The organism is Streptomyces sp. CoH27 (assembly GCF_020181035.1).
Classification (GTDB): Bacteria; Actinomycetota; Actinomycetes; order Streptomycetales; family Streptomycetaceae; genus Streptomyces; species Streptomyces camelliae.
Map to the genome: position 1 here is coordinate 45,788 of NZ_JAIQYY010000014.1, position 25,167 is coordinate 70,954.

Genomic DNA, 25,167 nt, shown 5'->3' on the forward strand with positions numbered 1-25,167 from the left:
CAGTCATGGAACCTCGTTCCTCGGGGCTGCAACGACTCGTGCGCGAGGTGGCCAAGTTCGGCACCGTCGGCGTCGCGGGCATCTTTGTCAATCTCGGCGTCTTCAACCTGGTGCGCAACGCCTCCCACCTGCAGGTGGTGCGGGCGAGCATCATCGCCACCGTGGTCGCCATCGCGTTCAACTACATCGGTTTCCGTTACTGGACGTACCGGGACCGTGAGAAGAGCGGGCGCACCAAGGAGCTGACGCTCTTCCTGTTCTTCAGCGCCATCGGTCTCGTGATCGAGAACGGCGTGCTCTACCTGGCGACCTACGGCTTCGGCTGGGACAGCCCGCTGCAGAGCAACGTCTTCAAGTTCGTGGGCATCGGTGTCGCGACCCTGTTCCGCTTCTGGTCGTACCGCACCTGGGTGTTCCGGGTGGAGCCGGCGCAGGAGGCGGAGTCGATCCTGGCGGCCGAGTCCAGCAGGCCGCACACGACAGAGCCCAAGACGCAGCGCGTTCCGTAGTCGCACCACCGGCAGGACCGGCCGCACGGATCTCAACGGACCGTCGGCCGGTCCTCCGCTGTTTTCCGGGCCGGTGGGGTGCGGGACAGGAACAGTCCGAAGACCGGGGGCTGGGCCTGGAGGAGCTCCAGGCGGCCGCCGTCGGCCTCCGCGAGGTCGCGGGCGACGGCCAGGCCGATGCCCGTGGAGTTGCGGCCGCTGATCGTGCGCTCGAAGATGCGCGCGCCGAGGTCGGCCGGGACGCCGGGGCCCTCGTCGGTGACCTCGACCACGGCCTGGTTGCCGGTGACCCGGGTACGCAGCGCGACCGTGCCGCCACCGTGCATGAGCGAGTTCTCGATCAGCGCGGCCAGCACCTGCGCGACCGCGCCCGGCGTGCCGACGGCCTGCAGATGCCGCTTGCCCGAGCTGACGATGGCCCGGCCGGCACTGCGGTAGGCGGGCCGCCACTCGGCGAGCTGCTGCTGGATGACCTCGTCCAGGTCGAAGGTGACGGCGGAGCCGGTGCGCGGGTCGCGGGAGTTCGTCAGCAGCCGCTCGACCACGTCCGTGAGCCGCTCCACCTGGGTCAGCGCGACGTTCGCCTCTTCCTTCACGATGTCCGGGTCATCCGTGAGGGTGATTTCCTCCAGGCGCATCGACAGCGCGGTCAGCGGGGTGCGCAGCTGGTGGGAGGCGTCGGCGGCCAGGCGCCGCTCGGCCGTCAGCATCCGCCCGATCCGCTCGGCGGAGGCGTCCAGCACATCGGCGACCCGGTCCAGCTCGGGGACGCCGTACCGCTTGTGCCGCGGGCGCGGGTCGCCGGAGCCGAGGCGCTCGGCGGTCTCGGCGAGGTCGGTCAGCGGGCTGGAGAGCTTGTTGGCCTGCCGGATGGCGAGCAGGACGGCGGCGACCACCGCGAGCAGCGCCACCAGCCCGATGATCAGCAGGGTCCGGCCGACCTCCCGGGTCACCGAGGAGCGCGGCTCCTGCACGGTGACCGTCTCGCCCTCCTCGCCCTGCTGGGTGGCGTGAATCACATCACCCTGCGGCTTGGTGCCGATCTCGATCGGCGCCTGTCCGGGCAGGCGGATGACCGCGTACTGGTCCTTGCTGACCGGGTTGCGCAACGCGCTCGCGTTGACGTTCTCCGCGGCCAGGATCCGGCTGTCCACGATGCTGGCGAGCCGCAGCGCCTCGGAGTCCACCCGCTCCTGCGCGCTGTTGCTGATCGTCCGGGTCTCGACGATCACCAGGGAGACCCCGAAGACGGCGATCACCACGAGGACGACGGCGAGGGTGGACTGGATGAGACGTCGGCGCATGTTCCGTTACCTGCGGTGATCGCCGGCCCCCGGGAGGGGCTCAGCTCTTTTCGAAGCGGAAGCCCACGCCTCGTACGGTGGCGATGTAGCGGGGGTTCGCCGCGTCGTCGCCGAGCTTCTTGCGCAGCCAGGAGATGTGCATGTCGAGGGTCTTGGTGGACGACCACCACGTGGTGTCCCAGACCTCGCGCATCAGCTGGTCGCGCGTCACGACCCGGCCGGCGTCCCGCACCAGAACCCGCAGCAGGTCGAACTCCTTGGCGGTGAGCTGGAGTTCCTCGTCACCCATCCACGCGCGGTGCGACTCGACGTCGATCCGCACGCCGTGGGTGGCCGGCGGCTGCTGGGGCTCGGCGGCACCGCGCCGCAGCAGGGCCCGCACCCGGGCGAGCAGTTCGGCGAGCCGGAACGGCTTGGTGACGTAGTCGTCGGCGCCCGCGTCCAGACCGACGACGGTGTCCACCTCGTCGGCCCGCGCGGTCAGGATGAGGATCGGCACGGTGTGGCCGTCGGCCCGCAGCCGGCGGGCGACCTCCAGGCCGTCCATGCCGGGCAGCCCCAGGTCCAGTACGACCAGATCGACGCCGCCCTGCATGCCGGCGTCGAGCGCGGTGGGTCCGTCCTCGCGCACCTCGACCTCGTAACCTTCGCGGCGCAGGGCGCGGGCCAGTGGCTCCGAGATGGACGCGTCGTCCTCGGCGAGCAGTACACGGGTCATGGAGTGATGGTAGACCGCCCACACACACTGCTGGGGTGTGATCGCCTCCAGGAACTCTTACCTTGCTGAACTGCTGGTATGAACCATCGGTCCGGAGATGCGATCGTAGGGGAGACCTTCGAAACCGGTCCTGCGGTTCCCCCGACACCTGTGATCCGCGTCTCAAGTCCTTCCATATCCGGCAGTGTCCTGCCGTACAGTGACGTGAACGCCTGTAGTACACCAGGGGACCTTTGGCGGGCATCTGACGCTGAAGGTCTCTTTTGTGTATGGGCTGATCAAGATCAGCCTTGAAAGGAATGACCTCTGGCCGGGCTCCGGACGCATCGTCGCGTCGGGGCGTGGATCCCGGTGGTCGCCGTCCCCCGCTCCGTGATCCGGATGCGGACTCCCCTCGGGCGTGGGGGTGGACGGCCGACCCCGCCGGTGCCGGCCGCACCCCCACCGGGCGCGCAGCGCTCTACGCGCGTCCCGACCAGCAAGGAACGACCATGGCGTCCAGCCTGACGAAGGACTCGGTCCGTCCGGGCACCCCCGGCACCGAGAAGACCTTCTTCGGCCACCCCCGCGGCCTGGCCACTCTCTTCATGACCGAGATGTGGGAGCGGTTCTCCTACTACGGCATGAGGGCCCTGCTCCCGCTGTACCTGGTGGCCCCGGGCGGCCTGCACCTGAGCGCGGGCACGGCGACCGCGATCTACTCGGTGTACGTGTCGCTCGTGTACCTGCTCGCCCTGCCGGGCGGCTGGGTCGCGGACCGATTCCTCGGCCCCCGCAAGACGGTCGCCGTCGCGGGCATCATCATCATGCTCGGCCACCTGTGCCTGGCCCTGCCCGTCGCCGCGAGCTTCTTCGTCGGCCTGGGTCTCGTCGCCATCGGCTCGGGTCTGCTGAAGGCCAACATCTCCACGATGGTCGGCCACCTCTACAAGGGCCCGGACGACCCGCGCCGGGACGGTGGCTTCACCCTCTTCTACATCGGCATCAACCTCGGCGCCTTCGCCGCGCCGCTGGTCATCGGCACCGTCGGTGAGAACGTCAACTGGCACCTGGGCTTCGCGCTGGCAGCGCTCGGCATGGCGCTGGGTCTGGCCCAGTACCTGCTCGGCGGCCGCCACCTGAGCGCGAAGAGCAGCGAGGTCCCGACCCCGCTGACCCCCGCGGAGAAGTCCGCCACCCTGCGCAAGGGCCTGATCTGGCTCGCCATCGCCGCCGTGTTCTACGGCGTCGTCGGCGGCACCGGCCACTTCACCCTGAACTGGGCGCTGATCCCGCTCACCCTCATCGGCCTGATCGTGCCGATCCTGGTCATCGCCCGCATCCGCCGGGACAAGGACCTGGCCGCGGACGAGAAGTCGAAGGTGTCGGCGTACATCTGGTTCTTCGTCGCCGCCGCCGTCTTCTGGATGATCTACGACCAGGGCGGTTCGACCCTGTCGCTGTTCGCCGACAGCAGCGCCAAGAACTCGATCCTCGGCTGGAACTTCCCGGTCTCCTGGTACCAGTCGGTCAACCCGGTCATGATCATGGCGCTGGCGCCCGTCTTCGCCTGGCTGTGGCTGTGGCTGAACCGGCGCGGCAAGGAGCCGAGCACGATCGTGAAGTTCGCCTCCGGCCTCGTGCTGATCGGCGCGTCCTTCTTCCTCTTCCTCGCCCCGCTGTCGATCGCCGACGGCGGTCACAAGGCAGCGGCGATGTGGCTGGTCGCGATCTACTTCGTGCAGACCGTCGGTGAGCTGACACTGTCTCCGGTGGGTCTGTCCGTGACGACGAAGATGGCGCCGAAGAAGTACGCCTCCCAGATGATGGGCGTCTGGTTCCTCGCGGTCACCGCGGGCGACTCGATCACCGCGCTGGTGTCGAACCCGGCCATCGCCGGCGTCAACCTCGACAAGCAGGGCTTCGTCGCCCTGGAGGCCGTCCTCGCCGTGGTCGCCGGTGTCGCGGTGTGGATGTACCGCAAGAAGGTCAACAAGCTGATGGGCGACGTGCACTAGTCGCTGCCGCTGGGCTTGGCCGACAGAGGGCCATCGCATCCTCGGGGATGTGATGGCCCTCTGTGTGTGCGGGCAAGCGCCGAGCACCGTAGCGGCCGTTGCGCGTCGGCGGCTGACGGCCGTCCGTGGCTGGCCGCTCCCCCAGTTCCCGGCTTCGCTCGAACCGGGGGACCCCCATCGCGGCGGAGCCGCATGTCGATACGGCCCCACGCCCCTCGGGTCGGCTATCGCGCCCTTCGCCGTGGCATGAACGTGAACACAGCTGCCCCCAGCAGGATCGCCGTGCCCGCCACCAGGCCAAGGGCCTTCAGGGCGCCGTGGTCGCTCGCGCCCGTCTCGGCGAGGCCGCCGGAGCCCGAGCCGCTGCTGCTGCCGCCGGTCGAACCGCCGGAGGTGGACGTTCCACCGGACGCGCCGCCCGGCTGCCCGCTCGTGTCCAGGGTGAGGGAGACCTCCGTCTTCGTCGGTGTGCACGTCGTGGTCGTACCGAGCGCCTTGACCGTCAGCACGCCGGGCGACAGCGTCGAGGAGCCGCTCGCGCCGGGCTTGTAGGTGCCGGTGAGGTCCGGGATGGTGATCGGGTCGCCGGACTTGATGGGCTGGGCGTTGGTGGGCCCCTCCACATGCACCGTGCCCTTGTCGGCGCCGCCCAGCACCACCTCCATGGACGGCTTCACCGAGTTCGCCGGGATGTCGGCGGGGCTGTTCATGACGGACTTCTTGAACTGCACGGTGAGGCCGAAGTCCCCGCCGCTCTTCTTCGCGTTGATCTGCACCGGCGAGGTCGCGTTCTTGTCGCCGATCGGGGTCTTGCAGGCGTACGGGATCTGCACCTCCTTGCCCGTGAAGTCGCTCTGACCGCCGCTGCCGCCGGTGGCCGTGGCCGAGGCGGTGGGGGTGGCCGACCGGGTCGGGGTCGCCGACTGGCTGGGGGTCGGTGTCGTACTGGCCGTACCGCCGCCCGTGACCTGGATCGTCGCCGCCTTCTGGACGGTCTCCTTCGGGGTGCACTTGGTGTCGGTGGACATCGCGTTGACCGTGTACGCGTCCGGCGTCAGCGTCACCTCGCCGGCCGTCGTCAGCTTCAGGCTGCCCTTCATGTCGGACAGCACCATGTCGCCGCCCTTGGGGATCGCCGGGTTCTGCCGCGCCCCCTGCATCGCGATGTCGGCGATCTGCGCGCCGGCCGCCTTCAGCACCCCGGACGGCTGGACCGAGTTCGCGGGCAGGTCGATGATGTCCGGATTCTTGGACGCGGCCTGCGCGAACTTCCAGACGACGTCGACCGTGTCGCCGACCTTCGCGGTGGCGGGCGCATCGATCTCGACCTTCGTGGTGCCGTCGACGGGACTGATCCCCGCGGGCGGCACACAGTGGGTGGCGTACGCCACCTCGGCCGCCTGCGCCGGGGTCGCGCCGAGGCCCAGCAGGACGCCCGCACCGCTCAGCGCCAGCGCGGCGCCCGCGGCCGTACCTCTCCTTCGGATGCTCACGTCGGTCCTTTCGGGGTGGGAGTCGTGGGACTCGTCGGGCTGTCGGTGTGCGGTGCGGAGAGCCGGCCGGCCGGGCCGCCCGGGACGGAGTCCGGGGTGAACCACGGCAGGGTCGGGGTCGAGGGGGTCGGTTCGGGAGTACGGCCGCGGGGACGGGGCAGCCGGGGCAGGCGCAGGGGGCCGGTGCGGCGGGCGGCACCCGGACGGCGCGGCCGGACCCGGTCCACGACGGCCATGCCGATACGGAACAGCGCGGCCGGCACGACCAGGCAGAGCAGGATCCAGAAGAGGGTCACGCCCCAGGGCCGGGCCACGCCCCACGGCTGCTCGGCGAGCACCTTGCCGTCGTACTTCAGGGACACGGTGTAGTCCCCGTGGGCCCCGGCCGACAGCTCGACCGGCAGCTCGACCTGCGCCTTCCTGCCGGGCGCCAGGGTGCCCTGCCACTGCCGGTCGTCCCACTGCGGGGCGAACACGCCGTGCGCGGAACCGACCTGGAACACCGGGTCCTTGATCGTGCTCGTGCCGGTGTTGCCGATGGTGAGGACCAGGCTGCGGCTCGGCGGCGCCCCGAACCAGGTCAGCAGCCCGCTCGAACCGGTCAGCCGGGTGTCGGACAGGATCGCGAGGCGCCCGCCGGACCGGTCGGCGGGCAGCGGGGCGACCGGATGCCCGGCGACCTCCAGCACGGCGTCCGCCTCCGCCTGCGCCCCGGTGACGGTGGCCACGTGGACCACGCAGGGGCAGGGCACGGGCGGTTCGGCGACCGGGACCTGCTTGCTGAAGGCACCCTGGGCGTCCGTGGTCACGGCCCTGCCGTCGCCGTTGGCACAGGAGTTGGTGCCGCCGATCACACCCCGGGCCGGTGTGGCCCGGCCGCACACCAGCAGCATCAGCAGCGTGCGCGGCCGCCAGCCGGTCCCGCTGACGGTGACCGAGCCGCCGGTGCCGGCCTGGGTCGCGGACAGGTTCACCGCGGGGCCGTCCGCCGCGTTCGCCGGGCCGGCCAGGGGGAGGGCGAGGGGAAGCAGGAGCAGCGCGAGCACGGTCGCGCACACGGACAGCCGCGGAAGCCTCACCTCGACACGCCCCCCGTCAATTCCGCGCCGGAACACGGAGTTTCGGCCGGCCCCGGCGAGACGTCGTGCGGTGTACGACCCCGCCGCCGGCGTACGGCGAGCACCGCGCCCGCAGCCGCCAGCGCCGCGCCGCCCGCCTCCGCCGCCGACGCCCACGGCACGAACCGGGCCGACGCGGTCGCCGTGTCGTGCGCTCCGCCCGGTGCGGTGACCGTCAGCGTCACGTCGACGGCGTCCAGCGCGGGCCGGTCAGGCCAGGGCTCGCCGAGCCGCACGCGCGCACCGGGGCGCAGCCGGACCGGGAGGATGCGCGGGGCGCGGTCCAGAACCCGGCCGAGCACGCCGTCCGCGCGCACCGCGAGCCTCGGTACGAGGATGGTCGTACCCCGGTTGACCAGGTCGTACGTGATGCTGTCGGCGTGTACGGCGAGGTGCTCGACGGTCAGCGCGGCGAGCGCCGGGCCGCCGACGCGGAGCCGGACCGGCACGGTCGCCGTACGCCCGTGCGCGTCCCGTACGACGACGGCGCCGGAGCGGACGCCGGGTGCGGCCCCGGCCGGCACGGTGAGCGTGAAGGGCACCTCGGCGCGGGTGCGGGCGGGGATGCTCAGCGACCGTCGGACGAACACGGTCCGTGGGCCGGTGCCGGAGAGCCGTACGACGAGCGGTGCGCGCCCGGAGTTGGTGACGGACACCGCGTCCTGGAGAACCGTACCGGGCGGGCCCTCGGCGTAGAACGACGGCCGGCCACCGCCCACGGGCGCGACAGACCAGCCGGTGTCCGCCGCGGCAGCGGCATGAGGTGCCGCACCCAGCACGACGGACAGCAGGCACAGGGCGACGGGCAGGACACGGGCGGCGGACGGCATGGGCGGCATGGGCGGCTCCAGCGGTGGCCAGGGGTTCGGCGGCGTACAGCGTGACCGCACGTCGTGGACCGGATCAGCGGCGTACGGACTGCCCGCGCCGGGTCAGCCACAGCGTGCCGGCCGCGCCGGCGAGGAACACCGTGGCGCCGAGTGTGCCGAGGGCGACCGCCGAGTCCTCGGGGCCGGTCTGCGGGAGCTGCCCGGCGGCGGAGGACGACGAGGAGTTGCTGGACGAGGAGCCGCCGGAGGACGAGCCCGAGCCGCCGGCCGCTGTCACGTCGAGCGTCAGGCCCGGCCCGGGGTTGTTGGTCGGCGTGCACGTCGTCGTCGTATCGAGCGCCTTGATGATGAGCGTGCCCGGCGTGAAGGTGACCTTGCCGGTGTTCTTCGGCGTGTAGGTGCCGGTCAAGTCACTGATCTTGATGGGAGTGTTGGCGGGGATCGCGGCCGCGTTGGGGGGACCGCTGACCGGAAGCGTGCCGCTGTCCGCGCCGCCCAGTTTGACGGTGGCGCTCGGGCTCATCGCCCCCTTGCCCAGCTCGACCGGGCTGGACGAGACACCCTTCTGCCAGGACAGGGTGATCGTGTAGCCGCTGCCGCTCTTGACGCCCGTCACGTTGATGGGCGAGACGGCGCTCTTGATCCCGATCGGGGTCTTGCACTGGTAGTTGACGTCGACGACATCGGCGTGGGCCACCGGCGCCGCCAGCAGCACCACCGAGCCGGCCAGGGCCGCGGCGGACACGAGCGCGGCGGTTCGTTTCGGGTACGACACGGTCGGTCCACCCCATTCCTGACGGTTCATCAGATGAGCCGTCAAGGTACGCCGGGGCGCGTGAGGAAGGAAGAGACGGTGCGGAGGAGGATTGGTGACGATGCAAACGCCCCGAAGGGGGCGCGCGGCTGTATCGATATGCGGCTCCGCCGCGATGGGGGTCCCCCCTGTTCGAGCGAAGCCGAGAACTTGGGGGAGCGAAGCCGAGAACTTGGGGGGCGAGCAACCGCAACCGCGCCCGCAACCGCGCCCGCGCCCGCGCCCGCGGTCAAGGAACTACAGGACCCCGACGGCGCTGACCGGCCCTCACAGCGGAGCGCCGAGCTCGGCCCACACCGTCTTCCCCGGCCGCCCCGCCACCCGGACGACACCCCAGTCCAGGCACAGCCGCTGCACGATGAACATGCCGTGACCGCCGGGGCGGCCGGCGCGGTGCGGGGTGCGCGGGGCCGGCTGGCCGGTGCCGCGGTCGGAGACCTCCAGCCGGATCACCTTGTCGTCGCAGGCGAGGACGAGTTCGTCGGGGCCCTCGGCGTGCAGGCAGGCGTTGGTGACCAGTTCGGACACGACGAGCAGCACGTCCTCGGCGGCGGCCCGCTGGTCGGCGGTGGCGGCGGGCATCCAGCCCCACGCGTACAGCGCCTGGCGCGTGAAGTCACGGGCGAGCGGAACGACCCCGCTCTCGCCCTCCAGCCGTATCCTGCGGATCCGCCGCCCGTCGGCGGTGTCCTGGGCACCGTCCGCTCCGTCGGCGGATCCGGACGGCGCGACGCCCTCCGCCGGCGCGCGCCGGGAGGCTCCCTCCGCAGCCGCAGACGTCGCCGCTGCCTCCGCGGACTCGGCGGGCGCGGTCGTCCCCGCGGACCCGGCCGGCGCGGTCGTGCCCGCGGGCTCGGCCGGCGTGGCCGCCTCCGTGGGCGCGCCGGCCGGCGTGCCCTCCTCGGACGCCCCGGAAGCGCCGCTGGACTCCGGGCCGCGGTCGCCCGGCGAGCAAGGCCGGGTGGTGCTCATCAGCGCTTCACCTCACCGATCCGCCAGTTCACGTCTCAAGGGCCGGCTCCGGTCGGCATCGACCGGTCTCCACCTGCCCGCTTCTGCTTGCTTCTCCCGTTCTCGCCTCCCGCCGCCTCCCCTGCCCTCTCCTGCCCGGCCGATTCGGCGGGACACCCCCGATTTCGGCCCCGGGCCCGGCGCGCCGGAAGCGGTTGCCGCGCCAGGACGGCATGCGAGGAAGCCGAGGGACCAGGAGAAACCGGGAGGAACAGGAAGGGCGAGGTCGGCAGGCTCAGCCGGCGCCGGGCGCCAGGGCCGCCGCCACGGAGTCGTGCACGGTGAAGACCGCCTCGGCCCCCGTGATCTCGAACACGCGGGCCACCACCGGCTGCATCCCCGCCAGATGAACCCCGCCACCGGCGGCCTCGGCCTTCAGCCGGGCGCCGAGCAGGACGTTCAGACCCGTGGAGTCGCAGAACTCCAGGCGTGTGCAGTCCACGACAAGACGCGAGAAGCCCTTGGCCAGGAGGTCGTCGAGGGGCTCGCGCAGCAGATCGGCGGTGTGGTGATCGAGCTCACCCGCCGGTTGCACGACGGCGCTGGAGCCCTCTTCCCGGACCTCCACCAGAAGCCGGCCCGACTGTGCGCTGCCGACCATCCCGTGGTCCATGCCGTTCTCTCTCCCGAGGTCGTGGCCGCTGATGCCCTCGAACATTACGCCTTCCTCACGCACTCCGACACCCGAACAACCTCACATAATCGGACATACCTGAACGGAACGCACTTGCGATCGGTCGAGGGAAGCCGGTAGGGCTAGTAGGACACACATGACCCCACCGGGCCGGGACAGGCCCACGTCGGCTTTGGAGGCGCCGCACACCGCAGTGCACGCTCGGCTTCGGCAGCCATATGCCGAGAACGATGGAGGACACCATGTCACCCCGGCTCGACGCATCGCCTACCCAGAACGCGACGTCGACACCCCCACCGGAACAGCTGGATCATCCCATCGAACCCCTCGACCCCATCGAGGGACTCCCGGAGATCCCCCCGTACGACGAGATCGGCCCGGTCGACGCGCGGGCCCTGTCCAAGACCCTCTTCGAGCGCCTCACGACGCTGGAGGAAGGGACGCACGAGTACGCGTACGTCCGCAACACCCTCGTCGAGCTGAACCTCGCGCTCGTCAAGTTCTCCGCCGCACGCTTCCGCTCCCGCAGCGAGCCGATGGAGGACATCATCCAGGTCGGCACGATCGGCCTGATCAAGGCGATCGACCGCTTCGAGCTCTCGCGCGGGGTGGAGTTCCCCACCTTCGCGATGCCGACGATCATCGGCGAGATCAAGCGTTTCTTCCGCGACACGTCCTGGTCCGTGCGCGTCCCGCGCAGGCTTCAGGAACTGCGCCTGGACCTGGCCAAGGCCGGGGACGAACTGGCCCAGAAGCTGGACCGCTCCCCCACGGTCGCGGAACTGGCCGAGCGGCTCGGCCTGAGCGAGGACGAGGTCGTCGAGGGCATGGCCGCCTCGAACGCCTACACCGCCTCCTCGCTGGACGCCCAGCCCGAGGAGGACGAGACCGAGGGCGCGCTGGCGGACCGGATCGGGTACGAGGACCACGGCCTGGAGGGCATCGAGTACGTCGAGTCCCTCAAACCGCTGATCGCCGAACTCCCGCCCCGGGACCGGAAGATCCTCTCCCTGCGGTTCGTGGCCAACATGACCCAGTCCGAGATCGGCGAGGAACTCGGCATCTCCCAGATGCACGTGTCCCGACTGCTGTCCCGGACCCTGGTGCGCCTGCGCAGGGGGCTGACACTGGAGGAGTGACCTCGGGTTCCACCCGTTGTGCAGTCACCCGCGGAAACCTCTTTTCGCGCTCGTCCCCCTCCACCACCATGAGCCCACCAAACTGGCCGGTACGCCAGAGGAGGGCGGGCGATGGCTCAGGGGGACGAGGCGGACGGGGCCGGAGCGGACGGGCCGGGACCCGCGGTGCCGGGACAGACCGTCGGGCCGGCCCGAGGGTCCCACCCCGCGCCTCCTCACGTTAACCCGATCAGCCCAGGGGGGCCGCGAGCCCGCGAGCGAACCATCACACGGTCGTGCTAAACCGACGTCATGCGCACTCCGTGGACCGTCCTTCGCCCAGGTGGTGAACCTCGCCGCGGGCCGCTGCCTGGACAGCCGGGGTGCGACCGACCGGGGCGTGGGCATCTGGGGCTGCGACTCGGTCTACGAAAAAAATGACCAATTGCGGGGCAACGGCGCTCCCGCCTTCCCCTTCTGACAGGTTGCGATCGGTTCCGAGAAGGGGGAGACGAACGATGGGTTTTCTCAACCGGCGTACTGCACGAGCAGCCGTCGTTGCAGCAGCCGGTATCGCGGCACTCGGGCTGAGTGCGGTGACGGCCTCCGCGAAGGTCAGCTATGACTTCAAGGTGAGCCCGCACACCGTGAAGGTCGGCGGGCGCGTCCACGTGAAGGGGGACGCCGCGAACGACAGCGATGTCCTTCAGAGGTTCTGTGTGCAGCAGCGGCAGGGCAAAGGGGCCTGGCGTACGGTGAAGTGCGCGCACGGAGGCATCGGCCTCGGTGGCTCGGTCGACACCTGGGTGCAGGCAAAGCGCCGTGGCACGCTGCAGTTCCGCGGCGCGCTCTACGAGGCGGACTTCGGCTCGAACAAGCTCCGTCTGCAGATGGTCGGGCCGGCCGAGACCGTCAGGGTGCGCTGAACGGACGCTGACCGCCCGTCACACCACCCGCACCCCCCTCCGCCACACCCCGCTCACCAGCGGCACCCCCGGCCGGTAGGCCAGGTGGACGTGGCTCGGGGCGTCCAGGAGGGTCAGGTCGGCGTAGGCGCCCGGGGTCAGGTGGCCGATGTCGGTGCGGCGGAGGGCTGCGGCGCCGCCGGCCGTGGCCGACCAGACCGCCTCGTCGGGGGTCATGTGCATGTCGCGGACGGCCAGGGCGATGCAGAAGGGGACGGAGGAGGTGAAGGAGGAGCCCGGGTTGCAGTCCGTGGAGAGGGCCACCGTCACGCCCGCGTCCAGCAGCCGGCGGGCGTCCGGCCACTCCGCTCGGGTGGAGAATTCCGCGCCCGGCAGGAGGGTGGCGACCGTGTCGCTGTTCGCCAGGGCGTCGACGTCCGCGTCCGTGAGGTGGGTGCAATGGTCGGCGCTGGCCGCGTCGAGTTCGACGGCGAGCTGGACGCCGGGGCCGTAGGAGAGCTGGTTGGCGTGGATGCGGGGGTGCAGGCCCTTCGCCCGGCCGGCGGTGAGGATCGCGCGGGCCTGGTCGCCGTCGAAGGCGCCCTTCTCGCAGAACACGTCGATCCAGCGGGCGTGCGGCGCGCAGGCGTCCAGCATCTCGCCGGTCACCAGGGCGACATAGGCAGCCGGGTCGTCGGCGTAGTCGGGAGAGACGATGTGCGCACCGAGGTACGTCACTTCGTCGGTGTGCCGTGCGGCGATGCGCAGGGCGCGGGACTCGTCCTCGACCGTGAGGCCGTAGCCCGACTTCGTCTCGAAGGTGGTGGTGCCCTGGCGCAGGGCCTCCGCCAGGTAGTGGGTGAGGTTCCGCTCCAGCTCCGCGTCGGTCGCGGCCCGGGTGGCCGCGACCGTGGTGCGGATGCCCCCCGCCGTGTAGGAGCGGCCGGACATCCGGCCGTTGAACTCCTGCGTACGGTCACCGGCGAAGACCAGGTGCGAGTGCGAGTCCACGAAGCCCGGCAGCACCGCCCGGCCGCCCGCGTCGACCCGGTTGTCAGTGGCGGGTGCTTTGCTGGATTCACCGGTCCACGCGATGCGGTCGCCGTCGATGACGACGGCCGCGTCCTGGATCAGACCGAGAGGGGAGCTCTCACCGAGGGAGGGGTCGTTGGTGACCAGCGTGGCGATGTTGGTGATGACGGTGCTGCTGCTCATGGTGTCCTCATGGGTGGTCGTCAGGCGCGGAGGGCTTCGACCGCCCGCGCGAGAGCGTGCGGTACGTCCGGTACGAGGGTGTGCGCCCCGTCGCGTACGACGTGCCGGCCGCCCACGACCGTGTGCCGTACGTCCGCCGCGCTCGCCGCGAATACGGCCGTCTCGGCGCCCAGCCGGGGCAGCGGGCCCGCTGTCCTGACCGAGTCGAGGGCGATCGTCGTGAAGTCGGCGAGCGCGCCTGCTTCCAGGGTGCCGGCCTCGTCCCAGCCGAGGGCCGCGTGGCCGTCGGCGGTGGCGGCCCTGAGCAGGGCGTTCGCCGTCCAGTGGCCCCGGGTGCGGGTGCGCAGCCGCTCGTTCAGCTCCATCGCGCGCGCCTCTTCGAGCAGGTCGATGACGGCGTGGCTGTCGGAGCCGAGGGAGAGCGGGGAGCCGGCCCGCTGGAGAGCGACGGCCGGGCCGATGCCGTCTGCCAGGTCCCGCTCGGTCGTCGGGCACATGCAGGTGCCGGTGCCCGAGCCGCCGAGCAGGGCGATGTCCTCGTCCGTGAGGTGGGTGTTGTGCACCCCGGTGGTGCGCGGCCCGAGGACGCCGTGGTCGGCGAGCAGCCGGGTGGGCGTGCAGCCGTGGGCGGCCTGGCAGGCGTCGTTCTCGGCGGTCTGCTCCGACAGGTGGACATGCAGCGGGGCCCGCCGCTCCTCGGCCCACCGGGCCACGGTCGCCAACTGGCCGGCGGGCACGGCCCGTACGGAGTGAATCGCCGCCCCGATCCGCGCGTGATCCCGCTCCTTGAGAACTGCACAGCGTGCGGCCCAGGCCTCCGCACTGCCGTCGGAGAAGCGCAGCTGGTGGGCGTTCGGAGCCTCACCGAAGCCGGAAGACAGGTAGCAGGTGTCGAGGAGGGTGATGCGGATACCGGCGTCGGCGGCGGCCTCGATCAGCGCCTCGCCCATCGCGTTGGGGTCGGCGTAGGGGGTGCCGCCGGGCGCGTGGTGCACGTAGTGGAACTCGCCTACGGCGGTGATACCGGCGAGGGCCATCTCGGCGTACACCGCGCGGGCCAGGGCGTGGTAGGTCTCCGGGGTCAGACGGCCGGCGACGGAGTACATCACCTCGCGCCAGGTCCAGAAGGTGCCGCTGCCCACCTGGACGGTGCCGCGCAGCGCCCGGTGGAAGGCATGGCTATGACTATTGGCCAAGCCCGGAATCGTCAGCCCGCGCAACACCTCGGTGCCAGGGGGCGGCGCGTCGACCCCCGTGCGCACGGCGGCGACGCGGCCGTCCGCCACGTCCAGGGCCACGCCCGGCTCGACGGTGGTGCCGAGCCAGGCGTGTTCCAACCAGTAGGTCGCCTTGGTCACCTGCAGGCCAGCCCTTCCAGTACGTCGGCGAGTGCGCGCACCCCGGCCAGGCAGTCGTCCTCGGCGGCGAACTCGGCCGGGGAGTGCGAGACACCGGTGGGGTTGCGCACGAACAGCATGGCGGTCGGGATGCTCCCGGCGAGGATCCCGGCGTCGTGTCCGGCGCCGGTCCCGAGGACGGGCACGGTCAGGCCGGTGTCCGTGCCGGTGTCCTTTCCCAGGATGCGGCCGAGTTCGTCGCGCAGGGCGTGGTCGAACTCGACGACGGGCGTGAAGGACTCCCGTACGACGTCGAGATCGATGCCGTGGGCGTCGGCGTACTCCCGCGCGGCCTTCTCGATGCCGCCGACGACGGTGTCCAGGGTGTCCTGGTCGGCGGCGCGGGAGTCGAGCCAGCCGCGCACGAGGGAGGGGATCGCGTTGACCCCGTTGGGCTCCACCGCGATCTTGCCGAAGGTGGCGACGGCCCCGGCGAGCCGGGCCTCGCGGCGGGCGGCGAGCACGGTCTCGGCGTACGACAGCATCGGGTCGCGCCGGTCCACCAGCCGGGTGGTGCCGGCGTGGTTCGCCTCGCCCCGGAAGTCGAACCGCCAGCGCCCGTGCGGCCAGATGGCGCTGGCGATGCCGACCCGGTCGCCGGACAGGTCCAGCGCGCGGCCCTGTTCGACGTGCAGCTCGACGAAGGCGCCGATCCGGGCCAGCCGCTCGGGGTCGGCCCCGAGGGCGTCGGGGTCGTATCCGGCGGCCTCCATGGCCCGCGGCAGCGTGACCCCGTCCCCGTCGGTCAGCCGGTGCGCCTGCTCGACGGTCAGCTGCCCGGCGGTGAGCCGGGAGCCGACGCAGGCGAGCCCGAAGCGGGCCCCTTCCTCGTCCCCGAAGTTGACGATGGCCAGGGGCTTGGTGAACCGCGCTCCCCTCCCGCGCAGTTCGTCCAGGGCGGCGAAGGAGGACACGACCCCGAGGGGCCCGTCGAAGGCGCCGCCGTCCGGCACCGAGTCCAGATGCGACCCGGTCACGACCGCGTCCCCGGCGGCCGGGTCCCCGGCCCAGGCCCACTGATTCCCGTTCCGGTCGACCTCGTAGGCCAGCCCACGCGCCTCGGCCTGCTCCTCGAACCAGGCCCGGCACTCGGTGTCGGCCCCGGTCCAGGCGTAGCGCCGGTATCCCTTGGAGTCGGGGTGCCGCCCGATGGGGAGCAGCTCGCGCCACATCTCCTGGAAGGAAGGGGCGGCCGAAGCGGCAGACGGCGACGAGGGCTCAGCCCCCACCGGACCGTTGCCGCTCAGCTCGGCGGAGCGCTGGGTCACGCCTGGTCACCCTCACGCATCGGCACCCGGACCCCGCGCTCCTGAGCGACGGACTCCGCGATGTCGTACCCGGCATCCACGTGCCGGATGACGCCCATGCCCGGGTCGTTGGTCAGTACGCGGCGGATCTTCTCGCCGCCCAGCTTGGTGCCGTCGGCCACCGTCACCTGCCCGGCGTGAATGGAGCGGCCCATGCCCACACCGCCACCGTGGTGGATGGACACCCACGACGCACCGGAGGCCACGTTCACCATGGCGTTCAGCAGCGGCCAGTCGGCGATCGCGTCGGAGCCGTCGAGCATGGCCTCGGTCTCGCGGTACGGGGAGGCGACGGAACCGCAGTCCAGGTGGTCACGGCCGATCGCCAGCGGAGCGGCCAGCTCACCGGAGGCGACCATGTCGTTGAAGCGCTCGCCGGCCTTGTCGCGCTCGCCGTAGCCGAGCCAGCAGATGCGCGCGGGCAGGCCCTGGAAGTGGACGCGCTCGCCGGCCATCTTGATCCAGCGGGCCAGGGACTCGTTCTCGGGGAACAGCTCCAGGATCGCCTTGTCGGTCTTGGCGATGTCGGCGGGGTCGCCGGACAGCGCGGCCCAGCGGAAGGGGCCCTTGCCCTCGCAGAAGAGCGGGCGGATGTACGCGGGGACGAAGCCGGGGAAGGCGAATGCCCTGCCGTAGCCGGCCAGTTGGGCCTCGCCGCGGATGGAGTTGCCGTAGTCGAAGACCTCGGCGCCGGCGTCCATGAAGCCGACCATGGCCTCGACGTGCTTCGCCATGGACTCACGCGCACGTGTGGTGAAGCCGGCCGGGTCCTTGGCGGCGGCGTCGGCCATGTCCTCGAAGGCCATGCCCACCGGCAGGTAGGACAGCGGGTCGTGGGCGGAGGTCTGGTCGGTGACGATGTCGATGGGGGCGTTCATCGCGAGCAGCTGCGGGACCAGGTCGGCCGCGTTGCCGAGGACGCCGATCGACAGCGGACGGCGGGCGTCACGGGCCTCGACCGCCAGCTGGAGCGCGTGGTCCAGCGAGTCGGCCTTCACGTCCAGGTAGCGGTGCTCGATGCGACGCTCGATGGCGCGCGGGTCGCAGTCGATGCAGAGGGCGACGCCGTCGTTCATCGTCACGGCGAGGGGCTGGGCACCGCCCATGCCGCCGAGGCCGGCGGTGAGGGTGATCGTCCCGGCGAGGGTGCCGTTGAACTTCTTCGCGGCGACGGCGGCGAAGGTCTCGTAGGTGCCCTGGAGGATGCCCTGGGTGCCGATGTAGATCCAGGAACCGGCGGTCATCTGGCCGTACATGGTCAGGCCGAGGGCCTCCAGACGGCGGAACTCCTCCCAGTTGGCCCAGTCGCCGACCAGGTTGGAGTTGGCGATGAGGACGCGCGGGGCCCACTCGTGGGTCTGCATGACGCCGACCGGGCGGCCGGACTGGACCAGCATGGTCTCGTCCTGCTTGAGGGTCTTCAGCGTGCGGACCATGGCGTCGAAGGAGCGCCAGTCACGGGCGGCCTTGCCGGTGCCGCCGTAGACCACGAGCTTGTCCGGGTGCTCGGCCACCTCGGGGTCGAGGTTGTTCTGCAGCATCCGCAGGGCGGCTTCCTGCTGCCATCCCAGGGCGCTCAGTTCCGTGCCGCGCGGTGCTCGTACGGGGCGGGGTCCCGACATCGTCTGCCTCCTCCTGTTACTACGTCTATTCACATCCTGTAGGTCTGAATAGAACTAGTCAATACATCGGAGGCCCCCCGTTCGCGCGCCGCCGGTGTTTGGCTGGACAGGTACCTGAGGCGGAGACGAGGGGAGACGCTGTGGAGCGGGACATCCAGACCGAGGCCCAGGACCGCGCCGCCCGGCGGGACGAGGCGGTGCGCGCCGCCGTGGAGCAGGGGCTGCTCGGGCCGGACGCGGCCGTGGTCGGGCTGCTGGACGTGACCGGAATCCGGCGGTCGGCGGCGGCCCTGCGGACGGCGTTCGACGCGGCGGTGGCGCCCGGCACCCCGGTGCTGCACGCCTTCGCGGTGAAGGCGACCCCGCTGGTGCCGGTGCTGCGGCTGCTGGGCGAGGCGGGTCTCGGCGCGGAGGTCGCGAGCCCGGGCGAGCTGGCGCTGGCGCGGGCCGCCGGGATGCCGGCGGGGCGGACGGTGCTGGACGCGCCCGCGAAGACCCCGGCCGAGCTGCGCGAGGCGCTGGCGCTGGGCATCGCCGTGAACGCCGACAACCCGCAGGAGCTGGACCGGCTGGACGCCCTCGTCCGGCAGACGTCCACCCGCTCCCCGCTGGGCCTCAGGGTCAACCCGCAGATCGGCGGCGGGGCCATCGGGGCCACGTCCACGGCGACGGCGACCTCGAAGTTCGGGGTGGCGCTGCGGGACGAGGGGGCGCGCGAGTGGGTCGTCCAGGCGTTCCTGGAGCGGCCGTGGCTGACCCGGCTGCACGCCCACACCGGCTCACAGGGCATCCCGCTGCCGCTGCTGGCGCGGGGCGTCGCGGAGACGTACGCGCTCGCGGAGGAGGTCAACGCGCGGGCCGGGCGGCGGCAGATCGACACGCTCGACATCGGCGGCGGGCTCTCGGTGGACTTCGCCTCCGAGGTGGCGGCGCCGACGTACGCGCAGTACGCGCGCGTGCTGGCCGAGCAGGTGCCGGGGCTGTTCGACGGGCGGTACGGGCTGGTGACCGAGTTCGGGCGCTCGCTCATGGCCCGGCACGGGACGGTGGTGGCGCGGGTGGAGTACGCCAAGAGCGCGGGCGGGCGGCGGATCGCGGTGACGCACGCGGGCGTGCAGGTGGCGACGCGGACGGTGTACGTGCCCGAGGCGTGGCCGCTCAGGATCGCCGGGTACGACGCCAAGGGGCGCCCCAAGCAGGGGCCGGACGTGGTGCAGGACGTGGCCGGGCCGGCCTGTTTCTCGGGCGACCTGCTCGCCGAGGGGCGCGCGCTGCCCGCGCTGGAGCAGGGCGACTACGCGGCGGCGCTGGACACGGGCGCGTACTACTTCGCCCACCACTACGCCTACAACTCCCTGGCCCGGCCCGGAATCTACGGCTTCGCGCCGGACGGTGCGGGAGGTGTCGCCTTCGCGGTCGTACGGGAGCCGCAGACCATGGCCGAGGTGGTGGCGGAGTCCGGCGGCGCGCACGTGGACGCGCTCACCACCCTGCGGGCGCCCGGGAGCCGTTGACGCACGCCCCCTCCCCCGCGCACAACTCGATCAACTCCCCTGACACAGAGTTCAGTTGACCCACACTAGTACGCCGGACGCATGTTCCACTGGAAAATGCCAAAGGCTCCCCCCGCGGCGCGCACGGTGCGTAGTGTCGGCGTCACTCAGCCGGATTCCCAGGCGGGAGGGGAGCCACGGTGCCCGGAATCGACGAGTGCCTGCTGGAAGCGATGCGGTTGCCTGGTGCGCGGGGCGCCGCGCTCGTGGACTGGACGAGCGGACTGGCGCTCGGCACGGTCGGGGAGGCGCCTGGCGGCGATCACGAGACGACCGCCGCCGAGGCCGCCGAACTGGCCCGGATGGCCGCCGAGCACGGCGCGTTCGCGGCCCGCGCGGATGACGGGCGGCCACCCGTCGAGGACGTGATCGTCAGCAACCGCGACAGCTACCACCTGCTGCGGTTCGTGGACACGTCTTTCGACAGCAGTGTGTTCCTGCATCTGTGGCTCGGCCGCGAGGACGGCAACCTCGCGCTCGCCCGGATCCGGCTCGGCGAGATGGCCGCCCGGCTGGTGCTGGGATGACCGTGACGCACATACCTCCGCTGCCGGTACGGGACAAGACGGCCGGCCGGGCCCTGTCGCCGATGCTGACCCGGCTGGCCGAGGAGCGGGCCACCGGCGTCCTGGTGCGCGAGCACGGCACCCTGTACCTCGCCGAGGGCCGGGTGGTGCACGCCGAGAGCCCCTGCTCCCCGGGCCTCGACGTGCTCCTCACAGCCCACGGCACCCTCGCGGCCGCCGCCTGGCAGCGGGCCGCCGCGCGCACCGCGGGCCCGCCGCAGGCCGCCGAACTCCTGCTGGAGTCGGGACTGTTGACCACAGGTGCGCTGGAGCTGTGCCATCTGGACGCGCTGTACGACGCCGGGTACTTCGCGCTGGCGCCGAGCAGCACCCCGGGCCGCTTCCGCTACGACAACACCCCCCGGCTCGGCCCGCTGCCCTCGGTCCCGGTCGTCGCGCTGGAACGCGAGACGCTGCGCCGCCGGCTGCTGCTGCACCGGCTGTGGCCCGACCCGGCCATCGACAGCGCCCCGCTGATCCGGGCCGACCCGGCGGCGCCCGCGCCGGTCACGGCCCGGCAGCGGGTGGTCCTGGACCGCGTGGACGGCGTCCGCACGGCCACCGGGATCGCCCGGAACCTGGGCCGGCAGGCCTTCCACACGCTGGTCGACGTGCGCCGGCTCGCGGCGGCCGGCCACCTCGCACCGGTGCCGCCCGCGGTCCCGGCCTCCCTGCCGTACCCACCCCCGGTCACCGACCCCGACATCGCGCTGCTGAAGAGGCTCAGGGATGCGCTGGAGGCGCTTTGAACGGCACCGCCCCGCCGAGAGGAGAGAGCTGATCGTGTCCGAAGAGGACCTCCAGGCCGTCCTGGAGGAGCTGCGCCGGCTGCGGACCCGGGTGCCGCAGCTCACCGGCGCCCTGGCGGCCGGCGTCGACGGGCTCGTCGTCGCCCACGACACCCCGGGGGTGGACCCGGAGGGCCTGGCCGCGCTGACCGCCGCCGCGCTCGGCGTGGCCGTACGGGTCAGCGACGCCACCGGGCACGGCGGCTTCCGCGAGCTGCTGGTGCGCGGCGAGGGCGGCTACGTCGCCACCTACGCCGCGGGCCGCACCGCCGTACTGACTCTGCTCGCCGAGGGCCGGGTCAACGTCGGGCGGCTGCACCTGGAGGGCCGCCGGGCCGGCGCCCGGATCGGGGAGCTGCTCGACGCCGCCGAGGCCGCCGCCCGGGCCGCCGCCCCGCCCCGAAGGACGCTGGGCGCCGTCAGCCCCGCGCCACCGGCCCGTACCCGTACGACCCGCACCGCGGGCGCCGACATGCGCACCGCGACCGACAGTTGAACGATTCGAGAGGACTCACCGTGGCGAACACCGAAACCGCACTGAAAGAAGCGCTCACCTCCATCGAGGGCGCCACCGGCGTCGCGCTCGTCGACTACACCAGCGGGATGGCGCTGGGCACGATGGGCGGCAGCAAGACCTTCGACCTGAACGTGGCCGCCGCCGGCAACACCGACGTGATCCGCGCCAAGATGCGCACGATGGAGATGTTGGGGCTCAAGAGCGAGATCGAGGACATCCTGATCACGTTGACGGACCAGTACCACCTGGTCCGCCTGCTCAAGAGCCGCGGCGGCAACGGCCTGTTCCTCTACCTGGTCCTGGACACCTCCCGGGCCAACCTGGCGATGGCACGGCACCAGCTGAAGAAGATCGAGCAGGAGCTGGAGATCTAGTGCCGCAACAGGCAACGTTCGCCCCGTCGCGACGCCCTGCACGCTCCCCCAGAGGGGGTACCCCCACTCGCCGCACCGGCCGAAAGCCCAAGTACGTCCAGTACGAGGGCTTCCGGCCGGCACTCCCCCAGCCTTCGGCCGGGGGGACCCCCAGAGCACGCACCGGACGCCGCTCCTTGACGGGCAGACGTTGCCTGCCGCGGCACTAGACCAGCGCAGCGGTACGGCGGCGGGCCCCGCCCGGGGCCGCGTCGCCGGCCGCGACACCCGTACCGCGCCACCCCTTCACGGCCTTGCCCACCGGGCTGCCGCCGCGTCGGCCGAGCCAGTCGACGCGCACCCACAGCAGAGTCTGCTCCGCCCGCTCGCGCCGCCCGATGCGGGCCGCCTTCAGCCGCAGCCCGGTGCCGAGCCCGGCGAGCAGCATGCCGCCGGCGGCGGGGACGGCGAAGGCGGAGCCGAGGGCCGCGGCGAAGGCCGCCAGCAGCCACCACCGGTGGCCCCGGCGCCAGGCGCGCACGGTCACCGCCCGGTCCTGCAGCACGTCGAACTTGCCCGCGCGGGCCGCCCCGCGGGCGAGGGCGTCGTACCGCTTCCGCCGTGCCAGTGGTACGCCGGCCGCGGCGACGAGGAACAGCGCGGCCCCGGCCAGCACCCCGATCCGGCGGCCGGTCACCCCGGGCGGCAGCACCCCGACCCCGGCCGCGGCCACCCCGAACCACCACAGCGGTGCGGCCCCGGCCCGTACGACGACGGCCACCCGGGCCAGTCCCTGCCCTCCGCGCGCCACGTCAGCCTCCCGTGTCACGTGTCCATCCAGCGCCTGTTGTCTCCCGCAGAAGCTAGGGGCAGAACGTGAGACGAGTCTGAGAGCGCGCCCGGAAGGAGGGCGCCCGGAAGGAGATCACTCCACGAACAGCCCGCGCGCCACCGCCTTCGTGTCGAACTCCTCCAGGCGGGCCTGGGCGTCGGGCAGGTCGTCACAGAGCGCCTCCAGCAGCACCCGGCCGAGCAGCATCGGGGCGCACGCGGTGTCGAAGGCGAGGCCGGTGCCGACGGCGGCGGGCAGCAGCAGGTCGGAGTGCTTGGCGACCGGTGCGAACGCCGAGTCGGCGACCGTGACCGTCGTCAGCCCGACGTCCTGGGCGTAGGCGAGGGTGTCCACGACCTCGCGGGGGTGCCGGGGCAGCGCGAAGCACAGCAGGGCGGAGGCGCCCGCGCGGACGGCGGCATCGATGCGGTCCTGGATCATCGTGCCGCCCTCGTTGAGCAGCCGGACGTCCGGGTGGACCTTGGCGGCGAAGTACGAGAAGCCGTACGCCTGGGAGGCGGCGGCCCGCAGGCCGAGCACCGGCAGCGGGCGGGAGGCGGCGAGGATCCGGCCGGCCCGCTGCACCGGACGCGGGTCGGCGAGGAGTTCGGCGAGGTGCCTCAGGTTCTCGATCTCGGCCTCGACGGCCTGCTGGTACTCGTTGAACGCGCCTGCCTCGGCGGCCGGTTCGACGGGGACGACCTCGCGCAGATACCTGCGCAGCGCCGGATAGCCGTCGAAGCCGAGGGCGACCGCGAAGCGGGTGACGGACGGCTGGCTGACGCCCGCCAGCTCGGCCAGCTCCACGCTGGACAGGAAGGGCACGTCGGCGGCCCGCCGGACCATGCTGTGCGCGATCCGGCGCTGGGTCGGGGTGAGCCGGTGCCCCTCGAAGAGCGCCTGCAGCCGGCCCGCGGGGCTGTCGGTCACACCGCCGGACGCGGCGCCTTCCGCGGAGTCCACACCGGTAACCCTGTCCACACTCATGACGCGCTCCCCCTCCAGATGTCCGTGAACCGGTCGAGCAGTGCGGCCGCCCGCGTCACGTCCTGCGTGAGCGGCCGGTCGGCCGGGTCGGGGTCGAGGACCGACTCGGCGAGCGCGAACGCCCGGCCGGCCGGCAGCCCCGGGTCGGGCCGCAGATCGCGCTGACGCAGCGCGCGGACGGCGGCGACGAGTTCGCAGCCGACCACCAGACGATACGCACCGCACGCGCGCAGGGTCTGCCGCGCGGCGAGCGAGGCGAAGCTCGCCTGTTCCTCGACGCCCCGGGAGAGTACAGCGTGGCCGAGCGAGGCGGGCGCGGAGAAGGCCCGCAGATCGCCGAGGGCGGCGGCGGCCGCGTACTCCAGGATCATCACGCCGGAGGCGGCCGGCTCGTGGTCGGCGAGGAAGGGGCGCAGGCGGGTGTAGGCGGGCTCGTTGAGCGTGGACAGCCGGGAGGTCGACAGCCGGGCCACCTGGGTGAGCGCGAGTCTGAAGTGGTCCAGGGCGAGGGCGAGTTGGAGGGCGTAGAAGCCGCCGTGGTGGTAGGCGGCGAGGTCCTCGGGAGCGATGAGCGGGTTCTCGGCGGCCGCGTTGATCTCCACGGTGAGGACCTGCTCCAGGGCGTCGGCCGCGTCGTGCGCGGGGCCGTGTATCTGGGGCACGCACCGCAGGCCGTACGGGTCCTGGATCCGGCCGAGCGGCGGGGTGGGCCGGTCGGCGGCGCCGATCAGCTCGCGCATCCGCCGGGCCACCTCGGCGCTGCCCCGGTGCGGGCGGGCGGCGTGCACGGGGGCGGCGTACGCCTCGTGGGAGCCGTCGACGGCGAGCAGGGACAGGGCCGCGACGACCTGGGTGGCGCCGATCAGCCCGCGCAGTTCGTGCAGGGCGAGCGCGGACTGGCCGAGGGTGACGGCGTTGCTGCTGATCAGCGCCAGGGCGTCGTTGTTGTCGAGGGGCTGCGGCTCGGGGGCGGCCGGGCCTCGCCAGGGGTGTTCCCCGGCCAGCGCGAGGCCGACCTGGGCGAGGCCCGCTATGTCGCCGGTGCCGACCGAGCCGAACTCGTTGACCACCGGATACGCGCCGGACTCCAGTGCGTCGCACAGCGCGGTGACCACGCTCGGCCGCAAGCCGGCGCCACCGGCGAGCAGTTGGTTGGCGCGGACGGCGAGGGCGGCACGTACCTGACGGGCGGGGAGTTCCTCGCCGACGGCGCCGGCGTGGCTGCGCAGCAGGCGCAGGCCGTGATCGGCGGCAGCCTCGGTGGGCACGTCCTCGTTCCGGTTGGCGCCGACGCCGGTGGAGCGGCCGTAGACCCGCCCGGTGGCGGCGATCTGCCGGGCGGTGTTCCAGGAGTGCTCCACGCGCAGCAGGGCATCGGCCCCGGGGACGGGACGCGCGGCGCCGTCGGCGAGACGTACGACGTCCTCGACGCCGAGGCCGGACCCGTCCAGGACCACCGTCGCGGATCGCTCGGACGGCTCCACGGCCGGAACGGACGGCGGATTGTCCACGATACGAGACGACATCACGCCCAAACTCCCCTCGATCCGGACACCGGATCTTGCCTCTCGATCATCCG

Annotated in this window: 24 protein-coding genes; 9 read left to right on the forward strand and 15 right to left on the reverse strand. The window is 72.4% G+C overall.

The annotated features are described in order from the left end of the window. The first annotated feature begins 5 nt into the window (after positions 1–5). Entirely contained in the window at positions 6–509 is a 504-nt protein-coding gene (locus tag LE548_RS24270; RefSeq protein WP_225099064.1) for a GtrA family protein, read from the forward strand. A 32-nt stretch (positions 510–541) separates the two neighbouring features. On the opposite strand, the gene LE548_RS24275 is transcribed toward LE548_RS24270, so the two are convergent. Together LE548_RS24275 and LE548_RS24280 are read right to left on the reverse strand one after the other, a co-directional pair. After that, positions 542–1,813, reverse strand: a complete 1,272-nt coding sequence (locus LE548_RS24275; protein WP_225099065.1) for an ATP-binding protein — start codon at positions 1,811–1,813, stop codon at positions 542–544. A 40-nt stretch (positions 1,814–1,853) separates the two neighbouring features. Continuing rightward, entirely contained in the window at positions 1,854–2,531 is a 678-nt protein-coding gene (locus LE548_RS24280) for a response regulator transcription factor (protein ID WP_020940464.1), read from the reverse strand. 491 nt (positions 2,532–3,022) lie between these two features. On the opposite strand from LE548_RS24280, the gene LE548_RS24285 reads away from it, so the two are divergent. Beyond that, entirely contained in the window at positions 3,023–4,528 is a 1,506-nt protein-coding gene (locus LE548_RS24285; RefSeq protein WP_225099066.1) for an oligopeptide:H+ symporter, read from the forward strand. A 224-nt stretch (positions 4,529–4,752) separates the two neighbouring features. On the opposite strand, the gene LE548_RS24290 is transcribed toward LE548_RS24285, so the two are convergent. The 6 genes from LE548_RS24290 to LE548_RS24315 form a co-directional block, all read right to left on the reverse strand. Then, positions 4,753–6,021, reverse strand: a complete 1,269-nt coding sequence (locus LE548_RS24290; protein ID WP_225099067.1) for a hypothetical protein — start codon at positions 6,019–6,021, stop codon at positions 4,753–4,755. Further along, positions 6,018–7,100, reverse strand: coding sequence for a hypothetical protein (locus tag LE548_RS24295; protein WP_225099068.1), 1,083 nt, complete (start codon positions 7,098–7,100; stop codon positions 6,018–6,020). The genes LE548_RS24290 and LE548_RS24295 overlap by 4 nt, the downstream gene beginning before the upstream one ends. Next, positions 7,097–7,969 carry a hypothetical protein gene (locus LE548_RS24300; protein ID WP_225099233.1) on the reverse strand — a complete coding sequence of 291 codons (873 nt, stop codon included), beginning with the start codon at positions 7,967–7,969 and terminating at the stop codon, positions 7,097–7,099. Before LE548_RS24300 ends, LE548_RS24295 begins: the two co-directional genes overlap by 4 nt. Before the next feature lie 73 nt (positions 7,970–8,042). Continuing rightward, positions 8,043–8,744: an LPXTG cell wall anchor domain-containing protein gene (locus LE548_RS24305; RefSeq protein ID WP_225099069.1), complete on the reverse strand. Its 702-nt coding sequence runs from the start codon at positions 8,742–8,744 to the stop codon at positions 8,043–8,045. Positions 8,745–9,050: 306 nt separating this feature from the next. Further along, a complete protein-coding gene (locus LE548_RS24310; RefSeq protein ID WP_225099070.1) occupies positions 9,051–9,755 on the reverse strand; it encodes an ATP-binding protein in 705 nt (234 codons plus the stop codon). 274 nt (positions 9,756–10,029) lie between these two features. After that, on the reverse strand, positions 10,030–10,407 hold the full coding sequence (locus LE548_RS24315) for an STAS domain-containing protein (RefSeq protein ID WP_225099234.1): 378 nt from the start codon (positions 10,405–10,407) through the stop codon (positions 10,030–10,032). Positions 10,408–10,658: 251 nt separating this feature from the next. Between LE548_RS24315 and LE548_RS24320 the strand changes: the two genes are divergently transcribed. Beyond that, on the forward strand, positions 10,659–11,567 hold the full coding sequence (locus tag LE548_RS24320) for an RNA polymerase sigma factor SigF (RefSeq protein WP_225099071.1): 909 nt from the start codon (positions 10,659–10,661) through the stop codon (positions 11,565–11,567). 497 nt (positions 11,568–12,064) lie between these two features. After that, entirely contained in the window at positions 12,065–12,472 is a 408-nt protein-coding gene (locus LE548_RS24325) for a hypothetical protein (protein ID WP_225099072.1), read from the forward strand. Between the two features lie 18 nt (positions 12,473–12,490). Here LE548_RS24325 and hutI read toward each other — a convergent pair whose 3' ends face one another. From hutI to hutU, 4 genes are all read right to left on the reverse strand, one after another. Continuing rightward, positions 12,491–13,666 (reverse strand): imidazolonepropionase, encoded by a 1,176-nt coding sequence (hutI, locus tag LE548_RS24330; RefSeq protein ID WP_225099073.1) that lies wholly within the window; start codon positions 13,664–13,666, stop codon positions 12,491–12,493. 20 nt (positions 13,667–13,686) lie between these two features. After that, positions 13,687–15,024, reverse strand: coding sequence for a formimidoylglutamate deiminase (locus LE548_RS24335; protein ID WP_225099074.1), 1,338 nt, complete (start codon positions 15,022–15,024; stop codon positions 13,687–13,689). Next, complete coding sequence (locus LE548_RS24340) at positions 15,021–16,235, reverse strand: allantoate amidohydrolase (protein WP_225099235.1); 1,215 nt, start codon at positions 16,233–16,235, stop codon at positions 15,021–15,023. Before LE548_RS24340 ends, LE548_RS24335 begins: the two co-directional genes overlap by 4 nt. A gap of 92 nt (positions 16,236–16,327) precedes the next feature. Beyond that, positions 16,328–17,992 carry a urocanate hydratase gene (hutU, locus tag LE548_RS24345; RefSeq protein ID WP_225099075.1) on the reverse strand — a complete coding sequence of 555 codons (1,665 nt, stop codon included), beginning with the start codon at positions 17,990–17,992 and terminating at the stop codon, positions 16,328–16,330. Between the two features lie 140 nt (positions 17,993–18,132). Here hutU and LE548_RS24350 point away from each other — a divergent pair, with 140 nt between their 5' ends. From LE548_RS24350 to LE548_RS24370, 5 genes are all read left to right on the forward strand, one after another. Continuing rightward, a complete protein-coding gene (locus LE548_RS24350) occupies positions 18,133–19,506 on the forward strand; it encodes a diaminopimelate decarboxylase (RefSeq protein WP_225099076.1) in 1,374 nt (457 codons plus the stop codon). 179 nt (positions 19,507–19,685) lie between these two features. Then, the gene (locus LE548_RS24355) at positions 19,686–20,072 is read left to right on the forward strand and encodes a hypothetical protein (protein ID WP_225099077.1); all 387 of its coding nucleotides are present in this window, start codon (positions 19,686–19,688) and stop codon (positions 20,070–20,072) included. Next, positions 20,069–20,860: a transcriptional regulator gene (locus tag LE548_RS24360; protein WP_225099078.1), complete on the forward strand. Its 792-nt coding sequence runs from the start codon at positions 20,069–20,071 to the stop codon at positions 20,858–20,860. The genes LE548_RS24355 and LE548_RS24360 overlap by 4 nt, the downstream gene beginning before the upstream one ends. Positions 20,861–20,891: 31 nt before the next feature. Next, complete coding sequence (locus LE548_RS24365) at positions 20,892–21,395, forward strand: roadblock/LC7 domain-containing protein (protein ID WP_225099236.1); 504 nt, start codon at positions 20,892–20,894, stop codon at positions 21,393–21,395. Positions 21,396–21,415: 20 nt separating this feature from the next. After that, complete coding sequence (locus LE548_RS24370; protein WP_225099079.1) at positions 21,416–21,790, forward strand: hypothetical protein; 375 nt, start codon at positions 21,416–21,418, stop codon at positions 21,788–21,790. Positions 21,791–21,995: 205 nt separating this feature from the next. Here the strand turns inward: LE548_RS24370 and LE548_RS24375 are convergent, their stop codons facing one another. The 3 genes from LE548_RS24375 to LE548_RS24385 all read right to left on the reverse strand — a co-directional run bounded on the left by LE548_RS24375 (position 21,996) and on the right by LE548_RS24385 (position 25,114). After that, on the reverse strand, positions 21,996–22,580 hold the full coding sequence (locus LE548_RS24375) for a hypothetical protein (protein WP_225099080.1): 585 nt from the start codon (positions 22,578–22,580) through the stop codon (positions 21,996–21,998). Positions 22,581–22,694: 114 nt separating this feature from the next. Further along, positions 22,695–23,588, reverse strand: coding sequence for a MurR/RpiR family transcriptional regulator (locus LE548_RS24380; RefSeq protein ID WP_225099081.1), 894 nt, complete (start codon positions 23,586–23,588; stop codon positions 22,695–22,697). Further along, entirely contained in the window at positions 23,585–25,114 is a 1,530-nt protein-coding gene (locus tag LE548_RS24385) for an aromatic amino acid ammonia-lyase (RefSeq protein WP_225099082.1), read from the reverse strand. The genes LE548_RS24380 and LE548_RS24385 overlap by 4 nt, the downstream gene beginning before the upstream one ends. Positions 25,115–25,167 lie beyond the last annotated feature (53 nt).